The following is a 16,779-nucleotide window of genomic DNA, read 5'->3' on the forward strand; positions in this document are numbered from 1 at the left end:
ACAGTGAGCATCGGAAGCCGCAAATCGCGACGCGCAGTAGGTTTGGTTAGGTGTTTAAAAGTCGAACTGCGCCGAGACTTTAAAGGTGCGGCTGGCGCCCGGATACAGGTAACCGTCCGATTCCGGCGTCACGTCGCGCCAGTAGAACTTGTCGGCCACGTTGTTGACGGCGGCGCGCAGCACGGCGCGCGTGCCGGCGATGCGCGTGGCGTAAGCGGCGCCCAGGTTGAACACGTGGTACGACGGCACGAAGGTTGTGTTGTTGTACTCAAACGCTTTCTTGCCCGCATATTCCCAGCTGCCATTCACGCTCAGGCCCGCCACCTGTTGCACGGCATAGTCCGCATGCACGGCCGCCTTGAAGGCGGGCACGTTGGGTACGCGCTTGCCGTCGAGGTCCGCATTGCCCGTGCCCGACTGCTGGCTGTTCAGGGCCGTCACGGAGGCGCCCAGGCTCAGGCTGGACGATGCCTTGCCCTGGGCCGACAATTCCAGGCCGCGGTGCTGGGCCTGGCCTTCGCGCACGAAGTAGCCGGCCGTGTTCTGGAATTCCAGGCCCTTGCGGATCTGGAACAGGCTGGCCGCCAGCATGAAGTCCGGCGTCACATCCATCTTGGCACCGAATTCGATCTGCTTCGAGCGGCTCGGTGACAGTTCTTCATTGGCATTCATCGCCTTGCGGTCGGCCGTGCCGCCATGTTCCATGCCCTGCGAATAGGCCGCATACACGGACACATTGTCGAGCGGGGTATAGACGAGCGATACATTCGGCAGCAGGAAATCGTGCTTGGCGCGGATTTCCGTGTCGGCCTTCAGCACATACTGGTAGCCATCGACATTGATATGGCGCAAGCCGCCATGCAGTTTCCAGTTCGGCGCCAGGCTGACGATATCCTGCACGAAGACGGAGTTTTCCGTATCCTTGCGCACCAGGCGCACGGGGCCCGTGACGCCGGGCGACGTGCCGACGATCTGCGGCTGGTAGATGTTGCTCACGCCCACCCAGTCGTACACGTACAGGCCGGCGCGGTCCTTGCGGCGGAAGGTCGAGACGCCGGCCGTGAAGTCATGGCGCAGGGAACCGGTGGCGAACTTGCCCTGGATCATGGCTTGCGCGCTCAGCGGTTTTTTCGTCTCGCCCAGGCTGCGGTAGTCATACACGTCGTAATCGCCATTGCCGCAGAAGCCGGGGTACAGGTCCTGTCCGCTGCAGCCGTACGGGAAGGCCGTGTAGTCGTCGCGCTTGAACGAGTGCTGGTTGGCCGACAGGGTGGCGTGCCAGTCGTCATTGAAGGCGTACTGGAAGCGCAGGCCGATATTGCTGGTGACGGTTTCCACGGGGCGCGTCCACGGCTGCAGGTTGAGCATGGCGTCGGCGCTGATGCCGGTTGGCAAGGTTTTATTGTTCAGCAGCTGGAAACCGGGCGCCGTGGCCTGCGCCTTGTCCTGGTAGTCGGCGTCGAGCTGCAGCAGCGCTTGCGGCGAAATCTGCCAGTCGAAGGCGCCGGAAATGAACTTGCGGTTGCCGTCGGCGCCCTTGATGTAGGAGCGCAGGCGCTCGGCCGCCACGTTGACGCGGTAGCCGAAGCGCGTGTCCTCCAGGCGGCCGCCCAGGTCGACGGCGCCGTACAGGGTGCCCCGCTCGCGCGTTTCCACGGTCACGGTGCGCAGCGGTGCGGCGGTGGGGCGCTTGACGATGAAGTCGATCACGCCGCCCGGCGCGGCCACGCCTGCCTGCAAGCCGGCCAGGCCTTTCAGCACTTCGATGCGTTCCTTGTTTTCCAGCGGAATTTGCGTGTCGCCAGGAATGGCCACGCCATCCTTGCGGTAGCTGGAATTGTTGTCGAGCTTGAAGCCGCGGATCGTAAACTGTTCCGCATAGCCGACGGCGTTGTAGGCATCGTTGATGCTGGCGTCGAGCTTGACGGCATCGCTGAGATTGCGGATCTGCAAGTCCTGCATGTCTTTCTGCGAAATGACGGTGACGGACGCGGGCGTCTGCAGCAGCGGCGCATCGCTGAAACCGCCCACGGAGGCGCGCTTGGCGGCCGGCGCCTTGCTGGCCGTGACGACGACTTCGGCCATGCTTTGCGCCTGCGGGTCGGCGGCTTCGGTGGTGTCATTCGCGGCGAAGGCAGGCGCGGCAAACGCGTGCAGGATGGCCAGTGTCAGGACGGAAACGGATAAATTCGGTGTGGACATAGATTGCTCGTGGTTCAAGCCGTCTCGGGAAAGAGCACGGCAGGCTGCTTGTTCGGCTGGCGCCAACGCAGGAGCTATCAAAGGAGGGAGGTACTTTGCGCTTTCCTTCGCTGGCATTATCCAGATCAGGTACGAAGGGTATCTCTCACCCGGATGACTGCTCCAGGACCCCTAGCGAAATGACAGCTTAGCATGAAGCACGGCCGGCTGTCCCCCCTGGCCGACCGTTTTACAACAGTGTCGACGAAATCTACAGACTCAGTTCCAGCACCTTGCGGCTGACGGCGGGCGTGATGTCGCGCTGTTCGCCCAGCGCCGTCATGCCGTGCGCTTCCAGGGCGGACACGACGGCGTCCACGCTGGCATGGTTCAGGCCGTAATCGGCCAGGCGCGTCTTGACGCCCATGTGGCGGAAGAAGAATTCCGTGCGCGCGATGGCAGCCTCGATGCGGCCGTCTTCGTCGCCGCCATCGAGGCCCCACACGCGGGCCGCGTATTGCAGCAGCTTGGCGCGCTTGGCCTGCTTGCGCACGCGCAACATGCTGGGCAGGATGATGGCCAGCGTCTGCGCATGATCAAGTTCATACAGGGCCGTCAATTCGTGGCCGATGGCATGCGTGGACCAGTCCTGCGGCACGCCCACGCCGATCAGGCCGTTCAAGGCCAGGGTGGCGCTCCACATCACGTTGGCGCGCACGTCGTAGTCGTCCGGGTGCGACAGGGCTTTCGGGCCTTCCTCGATCAGGGTCAATAAAATGCCTTCGGCGAAGCGGTCCTGCACGGACGCGTTCACGGGATAGGTCAGATACTGCTCCATCACATGCGCAAACGCATCGACGACGCCATTGCCCACCTGGCGCAGCGGCAAGGTGAACGTCTTCGACGGGTCCAGCACGGAAAATTTAGGATACACCTTGCGGCTCATGAACGAGCGCTTTTCCTGCGTGGCCTTGCGCGTGATCACGGCCGAGCCATTCATTTCGGAACCCGTGGCCGGTAACGTCAAAACGGTGCCGAAGGGCAGGGCGGCTTCGACGATCTTGCCGCCCTTCGCCAGGATGTCCCACGCCTCGCCCTCGTGCAGGGCGGCGGCGGCGATGAACTTGGTGCCATCGACCACGGAGCCGCCGCCGACGGCCAGCAGGAAATCGATGCGCTCGCTTTTCACCATGGCCACGGCCTGCATCAGGGTTTCATAGCTGGGATTCGGTTCGATGCCGGCAAATTCCAGCACCGTGTGGCCGGCCAGCGCCGCCCTGACTTCATCGTAGACGCCGTTCTGCTTGATGCTGCCGCCGCCGTAGGTCATCAGGACCCGCGCCTGGGGCGGGATCAGGCCGGCGATGGCGGCGATCTGCCCCTGGCCGAAGAGGATTTGCGTCGGATTGTAGAAATCGAAATTGAACATGGGGCTCCCGCTGCCGAGGTTGAGGCTGTTGCCGAGCCATGATTATGGCCGAACGGGTGGAATCGTGTCGTGGACGCTTGAGCTTTTCGTCCGCGCGGTGGAGAATGCAGCCGATGTCACCACCACGCGAAAAGGAATGCGCATGACCACCGTCCCACTGGAAGAATCCGGCTTGCCGGCCACCGCGCTCGACATGCACCGCGCCATCGGCGCCACCATCGCCGCGCTGCAGGCGCTGGACTTGAACAGCCAGCGTTTCGAGGCGTGCACCGACCCCGAACTGCGCCGCGTGCTGGCGCATGCGGGCGACACCAGCCGCAAGGAAGCGGCCATGCTGCTCGAATGGATGCGCCGCCGCGACGCGCGCCTGGATACGGCCATGAAGGAAGCGCTGTTCAAGGCGGGGCCGATTGTTGCCCAGTATCACTATGACGAGAAAATATTGTAACTATTGGTTTGTTGTTGTGGCGTACCATGCGCCACATGGCCTTTGCTTCGCGTAGACTGTGCCCCGAACACGATTTTGGGGGAGTTTGCAGAAATGAAATCATTACCATACCGAGAAGGCAGCTGGTTTGCCGTGCCCCTGCCGGGCGGCGGTTATGCCGTCGGCGTGGTGGCGCGCAGGGCGCCTGCCGGGCGCATCATGCTGGCGTATATGTTCGGGCCGAAGCGCGACACTTTGCCCACACTGGAAGAGCTGGAAGGCTTGCGGCCGGAACAGGCCGTGCGCCGCCTGCGCACGGGCGACATGGCCCTGCTCAACGAGCGCTGGCCCCTGCTGGGCGACAGCCTCCACTGGGAGCGTGATGCCTGGCCCATGCCGGCCTTTATCCGCCGCAATGAATCCCTGCAGCGCGCCTGGCGCGCCAGCTATGCGGACGCCGATCCTGCCAAGCTGAACCGCGAGGAATCGATTCCCTTCGATACGCCGGGCATGGAAAGCGATTCCCTGTACGGTTACGGGGCGACGGAATTGCTGATGAATAAATTGCTGACGCCGGAGCAGGCGTCGGTTTGAACAGCAGGGAACGGCACGCCCGTGCCGTTCGTTTCCGCCGCTTAGCCCGCTTAAGCCGCCGGCAAGCTGATCTGAAACGCCAGTCCGCCGCCTTCGCGGTTGCGCACCTGCAATTCGGCGCCGTGGCGCAGCAGCACGCGGTCGACGATGGCCAGGCCCAGGCCGGCGCCGTTGGCTTGCCCGCGCGCCGTGTCGAGGCGGGTGAACGGTTTCATCAATTGCTCGATCTTTTCCGCCGGCACGCCCGTGCCATGGTCCTGCACTTCGATGATGACCTTTTTCGCCCCGTGGCTGGTGCGCACGTGGCAGGCGATGTCGATTTCCGTCACGTCGCTGCCCGGCGTCTTGCCATAGCGGCGCGCATTCTCGATCAGGTTGTTCAGCACGCGGCGCAAGTCGGTGGGGTTGCCCATCGCGTGCGCGCCATCGGCGATGGTGGCGTTGAGCTTCACGTCCGGCAGGCGCATCGCCTCGCGTGTCATGTCGTTGAGCAAGCCGCTCAGGTCGACATCGGTAAAGCTCGACGCTTCCGTCGGCTTGGCGTAGTCGAGGAACTGGCCGATGATGGCGTCCATCTGTCCGATATCGGACTGGATGCCCTCGCGCGCCTCGTCCGACAGGTTGGCCATTTCCACTTCCAGCTGCATGCGCGCCAGCGGCGTGCGCAAGTCGTGCGAAATGCCGGCCAAAATCACGGCGCGGTCCGATTCCACCTGTTTCAGATCATCAACCATCTGGTTGAAGCTGCGGTTCGCCTCGATGATCTCGATCGGGCCCTTTTCCGGCAGCGGCGCCGGCTGCTTGCCCTTGGCGATGTCGCGCGCGGCCGCCGTCAGGCGCGACAGCGGCAGATTGATCAGGCTGGAAATGATGGCCGCGCCCAGCAGGGACAGCAGCGATACCAGGCTGGCCCAACCCAGCCACTGGAAGCCCGTCAGGCCGCGCAGGCGCTCGCGGTCCAGCATCAGCCAGTATTCGTCGTCGTCGATCTTGAAGCTGACCCAGAAGCCGGCCACGCCGTTGACGCGCGCGGAAAAGCGCGTGTCCTTGCCCAGCTTGGCTTTCACCTGCGCCTCGATCTCGGGCATCAGGTAATTGTCGGGCGGCGGCTCGATGCGGTCGTCCTCTTCCAGCGAGAAGATGCGGATGCCTTCATTGCTGACGAGGTCGAACAGCAGCTCGCGGCGCAGCTCGGGCGCCGAGTGCGTCAGGGCCGCATGCGTGATGGTGACGACGGAAATGATCTGGGCGGAAATCTGCTGCGCCTGCGGCTCGCGCTGGATGACGGAAATCATGCCGATCCAGGTGATCATGCTGACCGTGGTCAAGGTGCCGAGCAGCAAAAAGGTGCGCCAGAACAGGCCGCTTTTCAGCCGCGCCAGGCTGATATCGGGAACAAGCTTCATCATGCCTCGCCAGCGATCAGCGCGGCTGTCCGTCCGGAATGAAGACGTAGCCGAGGCCCCACACGGTCTGGATGAACAGCGGGCTCGACGGATCGGGTTCGATCAGCTTGCGCAGGCGCGAAATCTGCACGTCCAGGCTGCGGTCGAACACTTCGTATTCGCGTCCGCGTGCCAGTTCCATGAGTTTCTCGCGCGACAGCGGCTGGCGCGCATGGCGGGCAAACACTTTCAGCACGGAAAACTCGCCCGTGGTCAGGGGCACCGTTTCGCCATTCTTTTTCAGCGTACGCGTGCCCAGGTCCAGCACGAAGTCGCCGAATTCGAAGGTTTGCGGCGTTTCCGACGGCGCGCCCGGGATTTCATCGGGACCCTTGCGGCGCAGCACGGCGCCGATGCGGGCCACCAGCTCGCGCGGGTTGAACGGCTTCGGCAGGTAGTCGTCGGCACCCATTTCCAGGCCCACGATGCGGTCCACGTCCTCGCCCTTGGCCGTCAGCATGATGATCGGCGTCTGGTCGCCCGCGCCGCGCAGGCGGCGGCAGATCGACAGGCCGTCTTCGCCGGGCAGCATCAGGTCGAGCACCAGCAGGTCGTAGCGTTCGCGCAGCCACAGCTTGTTCATGGCCGTCGCGCTCTCTGCCGTGAAGACATTGAAGCCCTGTTCGGTCAGGTAGCGCCGCAGCAGGTCGCGCAGGCGCACATCGTCATCGACCACCATGATCTTTGCCTGGTGGCCGTGGATCGATTGCGTTGTTGTATTGCTGCCGGTAGTGGAGGTTGTGGTCATTTAGGGTGTCGTGTTATCTTATATTAGTTGCTATAGTAACGCCTCGCGCGGCGTCGGCAAGGGGCTGTGGCGACCCATTACAAAGTGTTACAAACTTTACCCAATTACTCTTACTGCACCGTGTAAAGCATCATACACTGGGGCCACAGTGGAAATCAGCTTTAAGTTTATACGGCATTGCGGAAGAGGAACTCAATGAATATCTTTACTAAAAAAATTCACGCCGCTCCCAGCGCAGCTATCGCCGCACGTACGACTGTGCTGTCCGCATTTGCCGTTTGTTCCGTGTTGGCCGCCAGCCTGGCGCTGGCGCAAAACCAGCCGCCGCCACGCCGTGACGACCAGCAGCAAATGCAGGCCCAGCGGTACGAACAGGTACAGCGCAGCAATAGCAATGATACGCGACTGCGCGAACAGCGTGACGCACGCAGTTTCGACACGCGCGCCGAAGAGCAGCGCCGCGCCAACGAAGGCGCCGACGCTTCGCGCCGCACGGGCCGCATGACGCCCGACGAGCGCCGCGACCTGCGCCGCCAGATCAACGAAGTGGGCCAGGACATTTACTCCAACCCGCCGCGCCGCTAGGCATCGCACCCTCCCATCCCACAGGGCCATCTCGCAAGACATGGCCCTGTTGGCATCTGGCCGCCCGCATTGTTGCCCAGTCAGGCACAGCGCCACGCCCCGTGATATTGTTCTAGTGCACTGAGACAATTCTCTGAATGTGTTGCTGGGGGAGGCAAGTGGTGAGCGACGACGACACGCCCGTTCCTGATGCGGTGCCCGCAGGCGGCCTGCCGCATGGCCTCGTCCAGCGCGACGAGGGCGTGTGCCTCGACCTGTCGCTGGCGCCCGCGCAGCTGCGCGCCGCCGTCGACCAGCTGTTCCAGGCGGGGCAGCTGCTGGCCGGCCTCGATTACGGTTTGTTCCTGCTGACCCTGTTCCATGCCCCCACGCCCCGCGCCGCGCCCAAGGGCGACGCCTTGCTGCGCATCGCCGCCCGCGCGGCGCCATTCCCGCCCCCGCGCCGCGCCCTGTATAAACAGGTCAAGATCCGCGGCGACAGCGCCGAGTTTTACTTTGAAGCCTTGCTTCCCGACGCGGATGGCCAGGTGCCGGCCCGGCGCGAATTTGACGAGCTGGTGGCCGACCTGTGGGGCAAGGGCGTGCACTACGGCATCGATAGTGCGGCCGTGCGCGCCATTCTCGGCAGCGGCAAGGCCGAGCGCATCACGGTGGCGCGGGCGCTGGCGCCGCAGCCGGGGCGCGACGCCCAGCTGGTCGAAGTGTCGCAAGGCATCCACCGCGACGATGCGCCGCGCGAACGTCCCGATGGCCGGCTCGACCTGCTCAGCTTCAAGAACCGCTTTCCGCAAGTGAAAAAACATGCGCGCCTGCTGCGCCTGCTGCCATCGTTCCCCGGCTTGCCCGGCTACGACCTGGCCGGCACGCTGCTGCCGCCGCCCGCGCCGCTGGAACTGGACCTGGCGGCGGTGGCCGGCGTGGGCACGGCGGTCGAGCGCTTCAGCGACGGCGAGTTCGTCGTGGCCACGCAGGATGGCTACGTGAATGTCGATGAGAGCGGCAAGATTTCCATCGAAAACAGGATCGTCAGCCGCGAAGGCGTCAGCAGCCGCACCACGGGCAACCTCAAGCTGCGCGCCGCCTACGAGGAGTATGGCGAAGTGCAGGAGCAGCGCCAGCTCGACGGCAGCGACATCACCATCCATGGCGACGTGTACGGCCATCTGCACTCGCATGGCGGACTGATATGGCTACAGCGCAACCTGGTGGGCGGCACGGCGTTCAATGAACACGGCGACGTGCGCGTCGAGGGCGTCGCTTCCGGTTCCGTGCTGCAGGCGCTGAGCGGCGAAGTCCACGTGAAGCGCGCGGAAAGCTGCGTCATCGCCGGCACGCGCGTGGTGATCGACAGTGCCAGCAATTGCGAAATCATCGCCGACGAGGTCGTCATTGAACTGGCCGAAGGCTGCGCCGTGGCGGCGCGCACCATCCGCATCGGCAGCGCCGGCCCGCGCAAGCAGGTGGAGATGCTGCTGTTCCCGCTGGTGCCCGACTTGAGCGCCCTGGAGCAAAAGATTGCGGAAAGCCTGGCGAAGGCCGCGCAGTACCAGCAGGTACAGCACAAGCGCCAGCAGGAAATCGATGCCATTGCGCAATTGCCGGAAGTGCGCAACTACCTGACCCTGGCGGGCCAGCTGCGGCGCGGCGAATTGCAGTTGCAGCCAACGCAACAGTTGCAGTACGACAAGCTGGCCGCGCGCATCGCTCCCGTCCTGAAAGAGGTGGCGCGGCTGCGCGTGGAAGTGAAACAGTCGGAAATCCTGCACGCGCAGATGCTGGCCCTGGTGGAGCAACTGCGCCAGGAGCGGCAGGCAACGGCCGGCCAGTCGCGCTGCACCCTGGGCCTGGTCGATGGCGAGACGACGGTGCGCGCCCTGGTCGTGCCGCCCGGACCGGCCAAGGTCTACGACCGGCCGCCGAAGGAGATCAAGGCCTTGCTGCGCAGCGCCACGCCGGCCACGCAAGCCGTGTTTGCGGACAGCACAGGCAGCCTGGACTGGACGTATGCGCCGCCGCCTTAAAATGCCAGACCAAACCGTCGCGAGCGGCAACGAGTTGTGGCGGAGAAGCGCAGCTGTGCGACTGCACAGTGAGCATCGCAGGCCGCAAATCGCGACGCGCTGCAGGTTGGGGCAGGCATTTAGTCGATCACCTTGCCGCGCGACTGTTTCAGCACGCTGTGCGTGCTCTTGCTGTCGAGGCGGCGCCGCTGCGAGCTGCGCGTGGGCTTGGTGGCACGCCGCACGGCGGGCAGGAAGGTCACGCTGTCGATGATTTCCTGCAAGCGCCGCAAGGCTTCTTCCTTGTTCTGCTCCTGGCTGCGCGACTGCTGCGCCTTGAGCACCAGCACGCCATCCTTGCTGATGCGGCTGTCGCGCAGGGCCAGCAGGCGTTCCTTGTACGCTTCCGGCAGCGACGAGGCGGCGATGGGGAAGCGCAGATGGATGGCGCTGGACACCTTGTTGACGTTCTGCCCGCCCGGGCCCTGGGCGCGGATGGCGGAAAATTCAACTTCAGCGGGATTGACGAGGTGTTGCATGGCCTGCCTGTGGGGAAACGATGCAGCTATTGTAAGGGAAGTTGGCTGCGCCGGCGCAAGGCCGGGGCGGCCAGTCGATGATGTCTTCCGGGAAAGTTGATGTTTCTCAACGCCGGGTGCGGCGATGCTGGTTAGCATGGGGCCAACGTTGCGCCACTGCGCATCCTGGCAGCGCTTACCGGATGAAAGGAACACCATGCAGCCGACGACCACGCCTGGCGCCGCAACGGCCCAATACTTGAGTTTCCGGCTGGGCGGCCTGGAATACGGCCTCGATTACCGCTGCGTGCGGGAATTGCGTCCGCTGAAGGAGCTCGACCGTTTTTCTTCGGAAGGGGAAGTGCTGCACAGCGTGGCCGTCTCGCGCGGCGTGATCATTCCCATCGTCGACATGCGCGCCGCGTTCGGCAGCGCCCACGGCGCGCCGGACCCCGCCACCGACGTGATCATCTTGCAGCTGAGCAATGGCGTGATGGGCATGGTGGTCGATGGCGTCACCGACATCGTCAGCCTGGCACCCGCCGACATCGCCGCCGTGCCCGGCCTGGGCGAGGCGGAAGCCGATTATCTGCTGGGCCTGGGCACGGTGGCGGGACGTCGGTTGATCCTCGTCGACATCGACCGCCTGATGGCGATCCGCAGCCCGAGTCCCATGCAGGTAGCCTGAAAAAAAAGACGACCCGGAGGTCGTCTTTTGTCGCTGCTTGATTAACCGAGTTTTTCCAGCTGATCCTGCAGATCGAGCCACTCCGCTTCCAGCTGCGCCAGGTCCTTGGTGAAGAAGGTCTGGTCGGCCAGCAACTGTTTCAGCTTGGCTTTGTTGGCGGCGTCATAGATGGTCGGCTCGCCCAGCTTGGCATCGGTTTCCGCCTTTTGCGCGTTGCGCTTGGCGATCTGCTCTTCCTGGCGCTTGATCTTGTTTTCGATCGGCTTGCGCAGGGCGGCCGTTTTCTGGCGCTCTTCCGCTTCCTTGCGCTTGTCGCGCACGGGCGCGGCAGGGGCGGCGGCCGGCGCGGGTACGGACGACGTTACCGGGAAATCGGTCTTGTTGGCCTTGCCGGCGGCCGGCAGCACATCGGTACCCTTGCCCAGCTTGGTCTTGAAGAGCCAGTCCTTGTAGTCGTCCAGGTCGCCGTCGAACGGCTGCAGCTTGCCGTCGGCGACGATGATGAATTCGTCCGTGGTGGCGCGCAGCAAATGGCGATCATGGGAAACGACGACCAGGGTGCCTTCGAACTGCGCCAGCGCTTCCGTCAGCGCTTCGCGCGTTTCCAGATCCAGGTGGTTGGTCGGCTCATCGAGCAGCAGCAGGTTCGGACGCTGCCAGACGATCAGGGCCAGTGCCAGGCGGGCTTTTTCGCCGCCCGAGAACGGGGCGATGGAAGCGGTGACCATGTTGCCGGGGAAGTTGAAGCCGCCCAGGAAGTTGCGCAATTCCTGCTCGCGCACGGTCGGCGCGATCTTCGCCAGATGCCACAGCGGCGATTCGTCGTGGCGCAGCATTTCCACCTGGTGCTGGGCGAAGTAGCCGATGTTCAGGCCCTTGCCCATGGTGGCGTCGCCCGTCAGCGGCATCAGTTCGCCGGCGATGGTCTTGATCAGGGTCGATTTGCCGGCGCCGTTCTGGCCCAGCAAGCCGATGCGCTGGCCGATCTGCAGCGAAAACTTGATGCCGTTGACGATGGTCTTGTGCGTGATTTCGCCCGTCGCTTCGTTTTCGATCTTGTAGCCCGCATCGACGTCTTCCATCACCAGCAGCGGGTTCGGGGCCGACAGCGGCTCGCGGAATTCGAACGAGAATTCGGCGGCGGCGCGCAACGGCGCCAGTTCTTCCATCTTCGCCAGCGCCTTCATGCGGCTTTGCGCCTGGCGGGCTTTCGAGGCTTGCGCCTTGAAGCGGTTCACGAACGATTCCAGATGGGCACGCTTGCGCTGCTGCTTTTCCAGCGCGCCGGCGGCCAGGATCATCTGCGCCGCGCGCTGACGCTCGAAGCTCGAGTAGTTGCCCGAATAGCGTTTCAGCTTGCGCTCGTCGATATGCACGACCACGTTGACCACTTCGTCGAGGAAGTCGCGGTCATGGGAGATGATCAGCAGGGTGCCGGCGTAGCGCTTGAGCCAGTCTTCCAGCCAGATGATGGCGTCCAGATCCAGGTGGTTGGTCGGTTCATCGAGCAGCAGCAGGTCGGACGGGCACATCAGCGCTTGCGCCAGGTTCAAGCGCATGCGCCAGCCGCCGGAAAAACTCGCCACCGGCTGCTGCATCTGGTCCAGGGTAAAGCCCAGGCCCAGCAGCAATTGCTCGCCGCGCGACTGCACGGTATACGCATCGGCATCGGCCATGGCGCTGTAGATCTCGCCGATGGCGATGCCGTTTTCCGACGTGGCCGGTTCCGATTCCAGGCGCGCCAGTTCCGCTTCCAGTTTGCGCAGGGTCACGTCGCCGTCGATGGCGTAGTCGAGCGCGGCACGGTCCAGCGGCGGCGTTTCCTGCGCCACGTAAGCCACGCGCCATTTGGCCGGGAAATCGATTTCGCCCTGGTCAGGGTGCAATTCGCCACGCATCATGGCGAACAGGCTCGATTTGCCCGCGCCATTGGCGCCGATCAGGCCGATCTTGTCGCCCGGATTGAGGGTGACATCGACTTGTTCGAGCAACGGTTTGATGCCGCGCATCAGGCTTACTTGTAGGAAACGTATCATTATTTTCTTTGTGTTGTAAATTAAGGCGCTGCGCGCTTACGCCAGCTTCAGCTGCTCGGCCGTCAGCAGGAAGACCATGTCGTCGCCGGCGCTCGTCGTCAGCCAGGTCAGGCCCAGCTCGCCGAAGGCCGCTTCCGCATATTCGCGTTCGTTGCCGATTTCAATCATCAGGATGCCGTCGTCCGTCAGGCGCTCGGCCGCGCCGGCGATGATCTTGCGCACCAGGTCCATGCCGTCGCTGCCGCCGTCGAGGGCGATCTGCGGTTCGGCCAGGTATTCCTGGGGCAGGGCGCCCATCGACGCGGAATTCACGTACGGCGGGTTGCTGATGATCAAATCATATTTCTTGGCCGGCACGTTCGTGTACAGGTCCGATTCGATCAGGTTCACGCGGTCCTGCAGCTTGTACGTGTCGACGTTGCGCTTGGCCACGGCCAGCGCGTCGGCGGAAATGTCCACGGCGTCGACGCTGGCGTTCGGGAAGGCGTCGGCCATCATGATCGACAGGCAGCCCGAACCGGTGCACAGTTCCAGGATGTTTTCCACGGCTTCCGGTTCCGCCACCCATGGCGAGAAGTATTCAGGGATCAGCTCGGCGATGAAGGAGCGGGGCACGATCACGCGCTCGTCCACGTAGAAGTTATACGTGCCCAGCCAGCCTTCCTTGGTGATGTAGGCGGCCGGCACGCGGTCGATGCTGCGGCGGTCGATGACGGTCATGACGCTGGCCACTTCCGACGGCAGCAATTTGGCGTCGAGAAACGGTTCGAGCTTGTCGAGCGGCAACTTCAACGTGTGCAGGATCAGATAGGCGGCTTCGTCGAACGCTTCGGCGCTGCCGTGGCCGAAAAACAGCTTGGCGGTATTAAAACGGGTAACGGCGTAGCGCAGCAGGTCGCGTGGCGTGGAAAACGGGTTCGGGGTCATGGCATTCTCGAAAAGACGGTGTTCTGGCCCGCCGTGACGGGCCTCGGTATTCTGGTTCAGACGGGCAGCAAATGCTCCAGCGTGCGCCGGTAAATATTCTTCAGGGGATCGATGTGGCGCAGTTCGATGTGCTCGTCGATCTTGTGAATACTGGCATTGGGCGGCCCGAATTCTATCACTTGGGGGCAGATTTGCGCGATAAACCGGCCATCCGAGGTGCCGCCCGTGGTCGACAGCTCCGTCGCGATGCCCGTTTCTTCCAGGATGGCGGAGGACAGCGCATCGGAGAGGGTGCCGCGCGGCGTGAGGAAGGGCAGGCCGCTCAGGGTCCATTGCAAATCGTATTGCAAGTCATGCTTGTCAAGGATGGCGTGGACCCGTTCCTGCAGGCTTTCCGCCGTGCTGGCCGTGGAAAAGCGGAAATTGAAGTCGATCACCATGTCGCCCGGAATCACGTTGTTGGCGCCCGTGCCCGCATTGATGTTGGACATTTGCCACGACGTCGGCAGGTAATACTCGTTGCCGGCGTCCCATTTTTCCTCGACCAGGTCGGCCAGCGCCTGCGCCGCTTCGTGGATCGGGTTTTTCGCCAGGTGCGGGTAGGCGATATGCCCTTGCACGCCCTTGATCGTCAAGCGGCCCGACAGCGAACCGCGGCGGCCGTTCTTGATCATGTCGCCCAGCTGCGCGCTCGAGGTCGGTTCGCCCACCAGGCAATAGTCGATCTGCTCGCCGCGCTCCTTTAACTTGTCGCAGACGATGACGGTGCCGTCCGTGGCCGGGCCTTCCTCGTCGCTGGTGATCAAAAAGGCAATCGAGCCAGTATGCTCTGGTGTGGCGGCAATAAATTCCTCGCAAGCCACCACCATGGCGGCGATCGAGGTCTTCATGTCGGCCGCGCCACGGCCGTACAGCTTGTCGTCGCGGTGCGTGGGAATGAACGGTTCCGAGCGCCATTGCTCGACGGGGCCGGTGGGCACCACGTCCGTATGGCCGGCAAAGACGAACACGGGCGAGCTCAATCCCCGGCGTGCCCACAGATTGGTGACGTCGTTCGACTGGATCGTCTCGCAGACAAAGCCCAGCGGCGTGAGGATATCGATCAGGTGCTGCTGGCAGCCCTTGTCATCGGGCGTGACCGAGGACAGGGCGATCAGTTTTTCGGTCAGGGCGAGGGTTTTGGAGGTGGTCATGGTGTGGAGCGGGGTCGTACCCTTGGGACTCGGCGTCCCCGTACGACCCCAGCCTTGCAGGTGTCGGGTTTAAACTGAAAAAATGGCTGAATACTGCGCATCGGAAAACGCCACGCTATACTTTCCATCCTTGTCCAGCACGGGGCGCTTGATGATGGATGGGTTTTCCAGCATCAGGTCCAGGGCGCTGGCCGCGTCCGTGATCGACGCTTTGCGCTCGTCGGACAGGGCGCGCCAGGTCGTGCCTTTCTTGTTGACCAGCACATCCCACGGCAATTGCTGCAGCCACGCCTCGACGGCGGCGCGTTCCAGGCCCTGCTTCTTGAAGTCGTGGAAGGTGAAATCGAGTTGCTGCGCGGCCAGCCAGGTGCGGGCCTTTTTGACGGTATCGCAATTGGGGATACCGTAGAGTGTAATGGTCGTCATGGTAGGGCTAAGGGGAATGAATGCGGTTCGCTTGATCGCGGCGCTTGCGCCAGGACAAAATGCGATGGTAGCCGCCATTATACAGTCGATGCGCAGTCGATGCGGCAGTGCAACACGGTTGCATGTTACGGGCAGGTTCAGGGCCAGGCGCTGCGGATGCCCAGTTGCGTGGCCACTTGGCCGAAGTCGCGGTGCGTGGATAGCGGCGTGGCGGATGCCATCGCCAGCTTGGACGCGGCGCGGTGGAACAGCACCAGGGCTGTTTCATCATTCTTGTGGCGCGACATGTAGAGCATGCCATCGACCTCATCCGGATGCGCATGGACGGCGACCGACCAGGCTTGGGTCGTTTGATACGACGCTGTGCCGCTGAGTCCCGCGTGGCCGCCCAGCTTCCGGAGGGCGGCACCCGTCAAGTCGGCCAGGACGAGTGTTTCTCCCGCGAGCTGTATGACAAAGCGCGCCTGTATCACGGCCAGGCCGACGATGACGTGGTTGCGGATGGGCTTGCGGTCGTGCAGCAGGGTTTCAGCCAGCGCCACGGCCAGCGACGTGCCCAGTTAGCAGGTGCCGAAACGGGCCGCCGCTTGCGGGTGGGGATCGTCGAAGCGGTAGGTATTCGCCCTGCCGAAGTACGGTTCACCCGTGGCATGGCCGGAAACCCGGTACAAGGTGGCGGGATCGCAGCGCACCGTTTGCAGCGATGCGGGCAGTTGCGGCAAGCGGGGCAGGCGCAAGGTTGCCACGGGGGCGCCGCTATTCGTCGGCGCAGGCGCGGGCGGCCGCCATTACGGCGTCGAGTTTTCCTTTTGCCAAGGCTTGCAGCGGCGACTTGCCGCCCAGCGACAGGCGCGGGATGGTAAAAAAGTCCCATTTTGCGGCGCCGGGCAAGTCACCGAGAATTTTGCTGATTTTTTCCAGCGTGTGCCGGTCGTGGCGGGGATCGGCGAAAAATGCCGGGTAAACATATTCGCCGGAGGCGCCGCGCAAGGCGAACAGGCGTCTGGCTTTCAGTGCCGCACTGAGTGCCTGCGGCGTGACTGCCAGCCGGGCGCGCAATTCGGGGCCGGACAGCAAGCTGTGCGAGGCCAGGTCTTTTTCACGCTGATGCCGTTCCTGTTCTTCCAGGCCGCGCATGAATTGCCGGGTGCTGACGTGGCCTGCCTGCGTATCGTTGCCGGAAGCCATGCTCAGCTCCCGCTCTGCCACGATATCGAGATCGTGCCGCATTTGCGCCAGCAGCGCGGGCCGGTCGTCGCGCGGCACGGCATCCAGCAGCGATGCATAGGCTTCCTGGAAGGTGTCTTGCGCAATGTTGAAGCGCAAGCCGGTGGCGCTGGCCGCCAGCGTATCCGCCAGCTGCCTGGCCAGCGAGGGCGCGGCTGGAGCCTGCGCGGCTTCGGAGGCTGCCTCATCAATTGTGCCGGTGTCGCCATTGCCTGCAGGGCGACGTGTGTTTGATGTGTTTGACATGACCAACTCCTTGCAATGCATGTTTCAGCATAGGACAAGAAGTCAAACAAAGCAAACAAAGCAAGGAGATTAAATGTCCACGCTTTGACTTGTCACAAACCTTGAGTGC

17 protein-coding genes and 1 riboswitch are annotated in these 16,779 nt (G+C 63.5%); of the genes, 5 read left to right on the plus strand and 12 right to left on the minus strand.

Annotated elements, in window-relative coordinates; genetic code table 11:
- Positions 1-54: 54 nt before the first annotated feature.
- Positions 55-2,202 (minus strand): TonB-dependent siderophore receptor, encoded by a 2,148-nt coding sequence (locus tag AC1RJW_RS03245; RefSeq protein WP_493043395.1) that lies wholly within the window; start codon positions 2,200-2,202, stop codon positions 55-57.
- 85 nt (positions 2,203-2,287) lie between these two features.
- Positions 2,288-2,385: riboswitch (TPP riboswitch) on the minus strand.
- Between the two features lie 67 nt (positions 2,386-2,452).
- Positions 2,453-3,610, minus strand: a complete 1,158-nt coding sequence (locus AC1RJW_RS03250) for an iron-containing alcohol dehydrogenase (RefSeq protein ID WP_493043397.1) — start codon at positions 3,608-3,610, stop codon at positions 2,453-2,455.
- Between the two features lie 142 nt (positions 3,611-3,752).
- On the opposite strand from AC1RJW_RS03250, the gene AC1RJW_RS03255 reads away from it, so the two are divergent.
- Positions 3,753-4,058, plus strand: coding sequence for a ferritin family protein (locus tag AC1RJW_RS03255; protein ID WP_034750230.1), 306 nt, complete (start codon positions 3,753-3,755; stop codon positions 4,056-4,058).
- Between the two features lie 93 nt (positions 4,059-4,151).
- Positions 4,152-4,631 carry an Imm26 family immunity protein gene (locus tag AC1RJW_RS03260; RefSeq protein ID WP_493043400.1) on the plus strand — a complete coding sequence of 160 codons (480 nt, stop codon included), beginning with the start codon at positions 4,152-4,154 and terminating at the stop codon, positions 4,629-4,631.
- A gap of 50 nt (positions 4,632-4,681) precedes the next feature.
- Here the strand turns inward: AC1RJW_RS03260 and AC1RJW_RS03265 are convergent, their stop codons facing one another.
- Positions 4,682-6,040 carry a sensor histidine kinase gene (locus AC1RJW_RS03265; RefSeq protein WP_493043402.1) on the minus strand — a complete coding sequence of 453 codons (1,359 nt, stop codon included), beginning with the start codon at positions 6,038-6,040 and terminating at the stop codon, positions 4,682-4,684.
- Between the two features lie 13 nt (positions 6,041-6,053).
- A complete protein-coding gene (gene ompR, locus AC1RJW_RS03270) occupies positions 6,054-6,755 on the minus strand; it encodes an osmolarity response regulator transcription factor OmpR (protein ID WP_223278807.1) in 702 nt (233 codons plus the stop codon).
- A gap of 264 nt (positions 6,756-7,019) precedes the next feature.
- Between ompR and AC1RJW_RS03275 the strand changes: the two genes are divergently transcribed.
- Positions 7,020-7,409 carry a hypothetical protein gene (locus AC1RJW_RS03275; RefSeq protein ID WP_475415241.1) on the plus strand — a complete coding sequence of 130 codons (390 nt, stop codon included), beginning with the start codon at positions 7,020-7,022 and terminating at the stop codon, positions 7,407-7,409.
- Between the two features lie 161 nt (positions 7,410-7,570).
- Positions 7,571-9,430 (plus strand): flagellar assembly protein A, encoded by a 1,860-nt coding sequence (locus tag AC1RJW_RS03280; protein WP_493043403.1) that lies wholly within the window; start codon positions 7,571-7,573, stop codon positions 9,428-9,430.
- A gap of 119 nt (positions 9,431-9,549) precedes the next feature.
- Here the strand turns inward: AC1RJW_RS03280 and arfB are convergent, their stop codons facing one another.
- Positions 9,550-9,948, minus strand: a complete 399-nt coding sequence (gene arfB, locus AC1RJW_RS03285; RefSeq protein WP_034779396.1) for an alternative ribosome rescue aminoacyl-tRNA hydrolase ArfB — start codon at positions 9,946-9,948, stop codon at positions 9,550-9,552.
- A 196-nt stretch (positions 9,949-10,144) separates the two neighbouring features.
- On the opposite strand from arfB, the gene AC1RJW_RS03290 reads away from it, so the two are divergent.
- Entirely contained in the window at positions 10,145-10,615 is a 471-nt protein-coding gene (locus AC1RJW_RS03290; protein WP_326457513.1) for a chemotaxis protein CheW, read from the plus strand.
- Between the two features lie 41 nt (positions 10,616-10,656).
- On the opposite strand, the gene AC1RJW_RS03295 is transcribed toward AC1RJW_RS03290, so the two are convergent.
- The 7 genes from AC1RJW_RS03295 to AC1RJW_RS03325 all read right to left on the minus strand — a co-directional run bounded on the left by AC1RJW_RS03295 (position 10,657) and on the right by AC1RJW_RS03325 (position 16,670).
- Positions 10,657-12,651, minus strand: coding sequence for an ATP-binding cassette domain-containing protein (locus AC1RJW_RS03295; protein ID WP_493043406.1), 1,995 nt, complete (start codon positions 12,649-12,651; stop codon positions 10,657-10,659).
- Positions 12,652-12,687: 36 nt separating this feature from the next.
- Complete coding sequence (prmB, locus tag AC1RJW_RS03300) at positions 12,688-13,578, minus strand: 50S ribosomal protein L3 N(5)-glutamine methyltransferase (RefSeq protein WP_493043408.1); 891 nt, start codon at positions 13,576-13,578, stop codon at positions 12,688-12,690.
- 56 nt (positions 13,579-13,634) lie between these two features.
- A complete protein-coding gene (gene dapE, locus AC1RJW_RS03305) occupies positions 13,635-14,771 on the minus strand; it encodes a succinyl-diaminopimelate desuccinylase (protein WP_493043410.1) in 1,137 nt (378 codons plus the stop codon).
- A gap of 69 nt (positions 14,772-14,840) precedes the next feature.
- Entirely contained in the window at positions 14,841-15,197 is a 357-nt protein-coding gene (locus AC1RJW_RS03310; protein WP_493043411.1) for an ArsC family reductase, read from the minus strand.
- A gap of 137 nt (positions 15,198-15,334) precedes the next feature.
- Entirely contained in the window at positions 15,335-15,757 is a 423-nt protein-coding gene (locus AC1RJW_RS03315; RefSeq protein WP_493044199.1) for an RES family NAD+ phosphorylase, read from the minus strand.
- Positions 15,758-15,943: a hypothetical protein gene (locus AC1RJW_RS03320; RefSeq protein ID WP_493043413.1), complete on the minus strand. Its 186-nt coding sequence runs from the start codon at positions 15,941-15,943 to the stop codon at positions 15,758-15,760. It abuts the gene before it with no gap.
- 10 nt (positions 15,944-15,953) lie between these two features.
- On the minus strand, positions 15,954-16,670 hold the full coding sequence (locus AC1RJW_RS03325; RefSeq protein ID WP_493043414.1) for a hypothetical protein: 717 nt from the start codon (positions 16,668-16,670) through the stop codon (positions 15,954-15,956).
- Between the last annotated feature and the right edge of the window lie 109 nt (positions 16,671-16,779).

The sequence above is a fragment of the Janthinobacterium sp. GW822-FHT07A03 genome, from assembly GCF_058798815.1.

Excerpts from the sequence above, each read along its gene's own strand:
- AC1RJW_RS03245 (WP_493043395.1), bottom strand. The coding sequence starts at position 2,202 with ATGTCCACACCGAATTTATCCGTTTCCGTCCTGACACTGGCCATCCTG.
- AC1RJW_RS03250 (WP_493043397.1), bottom strand. The coding sequence starts at position 3,610 with ATGTTCAATTTCGATTTCTACAATCCGACGCAAATCCTCTTCGGCCAG.
- AC1RJW_RS03255 (WP_034750230.1), top strand. The coding sequence starts at position 3,753 with ATGACCACCGTCCCACTGGAAGAATCCGGCTTGCCGGCCACCGCGCTC.
- AC1RJW_RS03260 (WP_493043400.1), top strand. The coding sequence starts at position 4,152 with ATGAAATCATTACCATACCGAGAAGGCAGCTGGTTTGCCGTGCCCCTG.
- AC1RJW_RS03265 (WP_493043402.1), bottom strand. The coding sequence starts at position 6,040 with ATGATGAAGCTTGTTCCCGATATCAGCCTGGCGCGGCTGAAAAGCGGC.
- ompR (WP_223278807.1), bottom strand. The coding sequence starts at position 6,755 with ATGGTGGTCGATGACGATGTGCGCCTGCGCGACCTGCTGCGGCGCTAC.
- AC1RJW_RS03275 (WP_475415241.1), top strand. The coding sequence starts at position 7,020 with ATGAATATCTTTACTAAAAAAATTCACGCCGCTCCCAGCGCAGCTATC.
- arfB (WP_034779396.1), bottom strand. The coding sequence starts at position 9,948 with ATGCAACACCTCGTCAATCCCGCTGAAGTTGAATTTTCCGCCATCCGC.
- AC1RJW_RS03290 (WP_326457513.1), top strand. The coding sequence starts at position 10,145 with ATGCAGCCGACGACCACGCCTGGCGCCGCAACGGCCCAATACTTGAGT.
- AC1RJW_RS03295 (WP_493043406.1), bottom strand. The coding sequence starts at position 12,651 with ATGATACGTTTCCTACAAGTAAGCCTGATGCGCGGCATCAAACCGTTG.
- prmB (WP_493043408.1), bottom strand. The coding sequence starts at position 13,578 with ATGACCCCGAACCCGTTTTCCACGCCACGCGACCTGCTGCGCTACGCC.
- dapE (WP_493043410.1), bottom strand. The coding sequence starts at position 14,771 with ATGACCACCTCCAAAACCCTCGCCCTGACCGAAAAACTGATCGCCCTG.
- AC1RJW_RS03310 (WP_493043411.1), bottom strand. The coding sequence starts at position 15,197 with ATGACGACCATTACACTCTACGGTATCCCCAATTGCGATACCGTCAAA.
- AC1RJW_RS03325 (WP_493043414.1), bottom strand. The coding sequence starts at position 16,670 with ATGTCAAACACATCAAACACACGTCGCCCTGCAGGCAATGGCGACACC.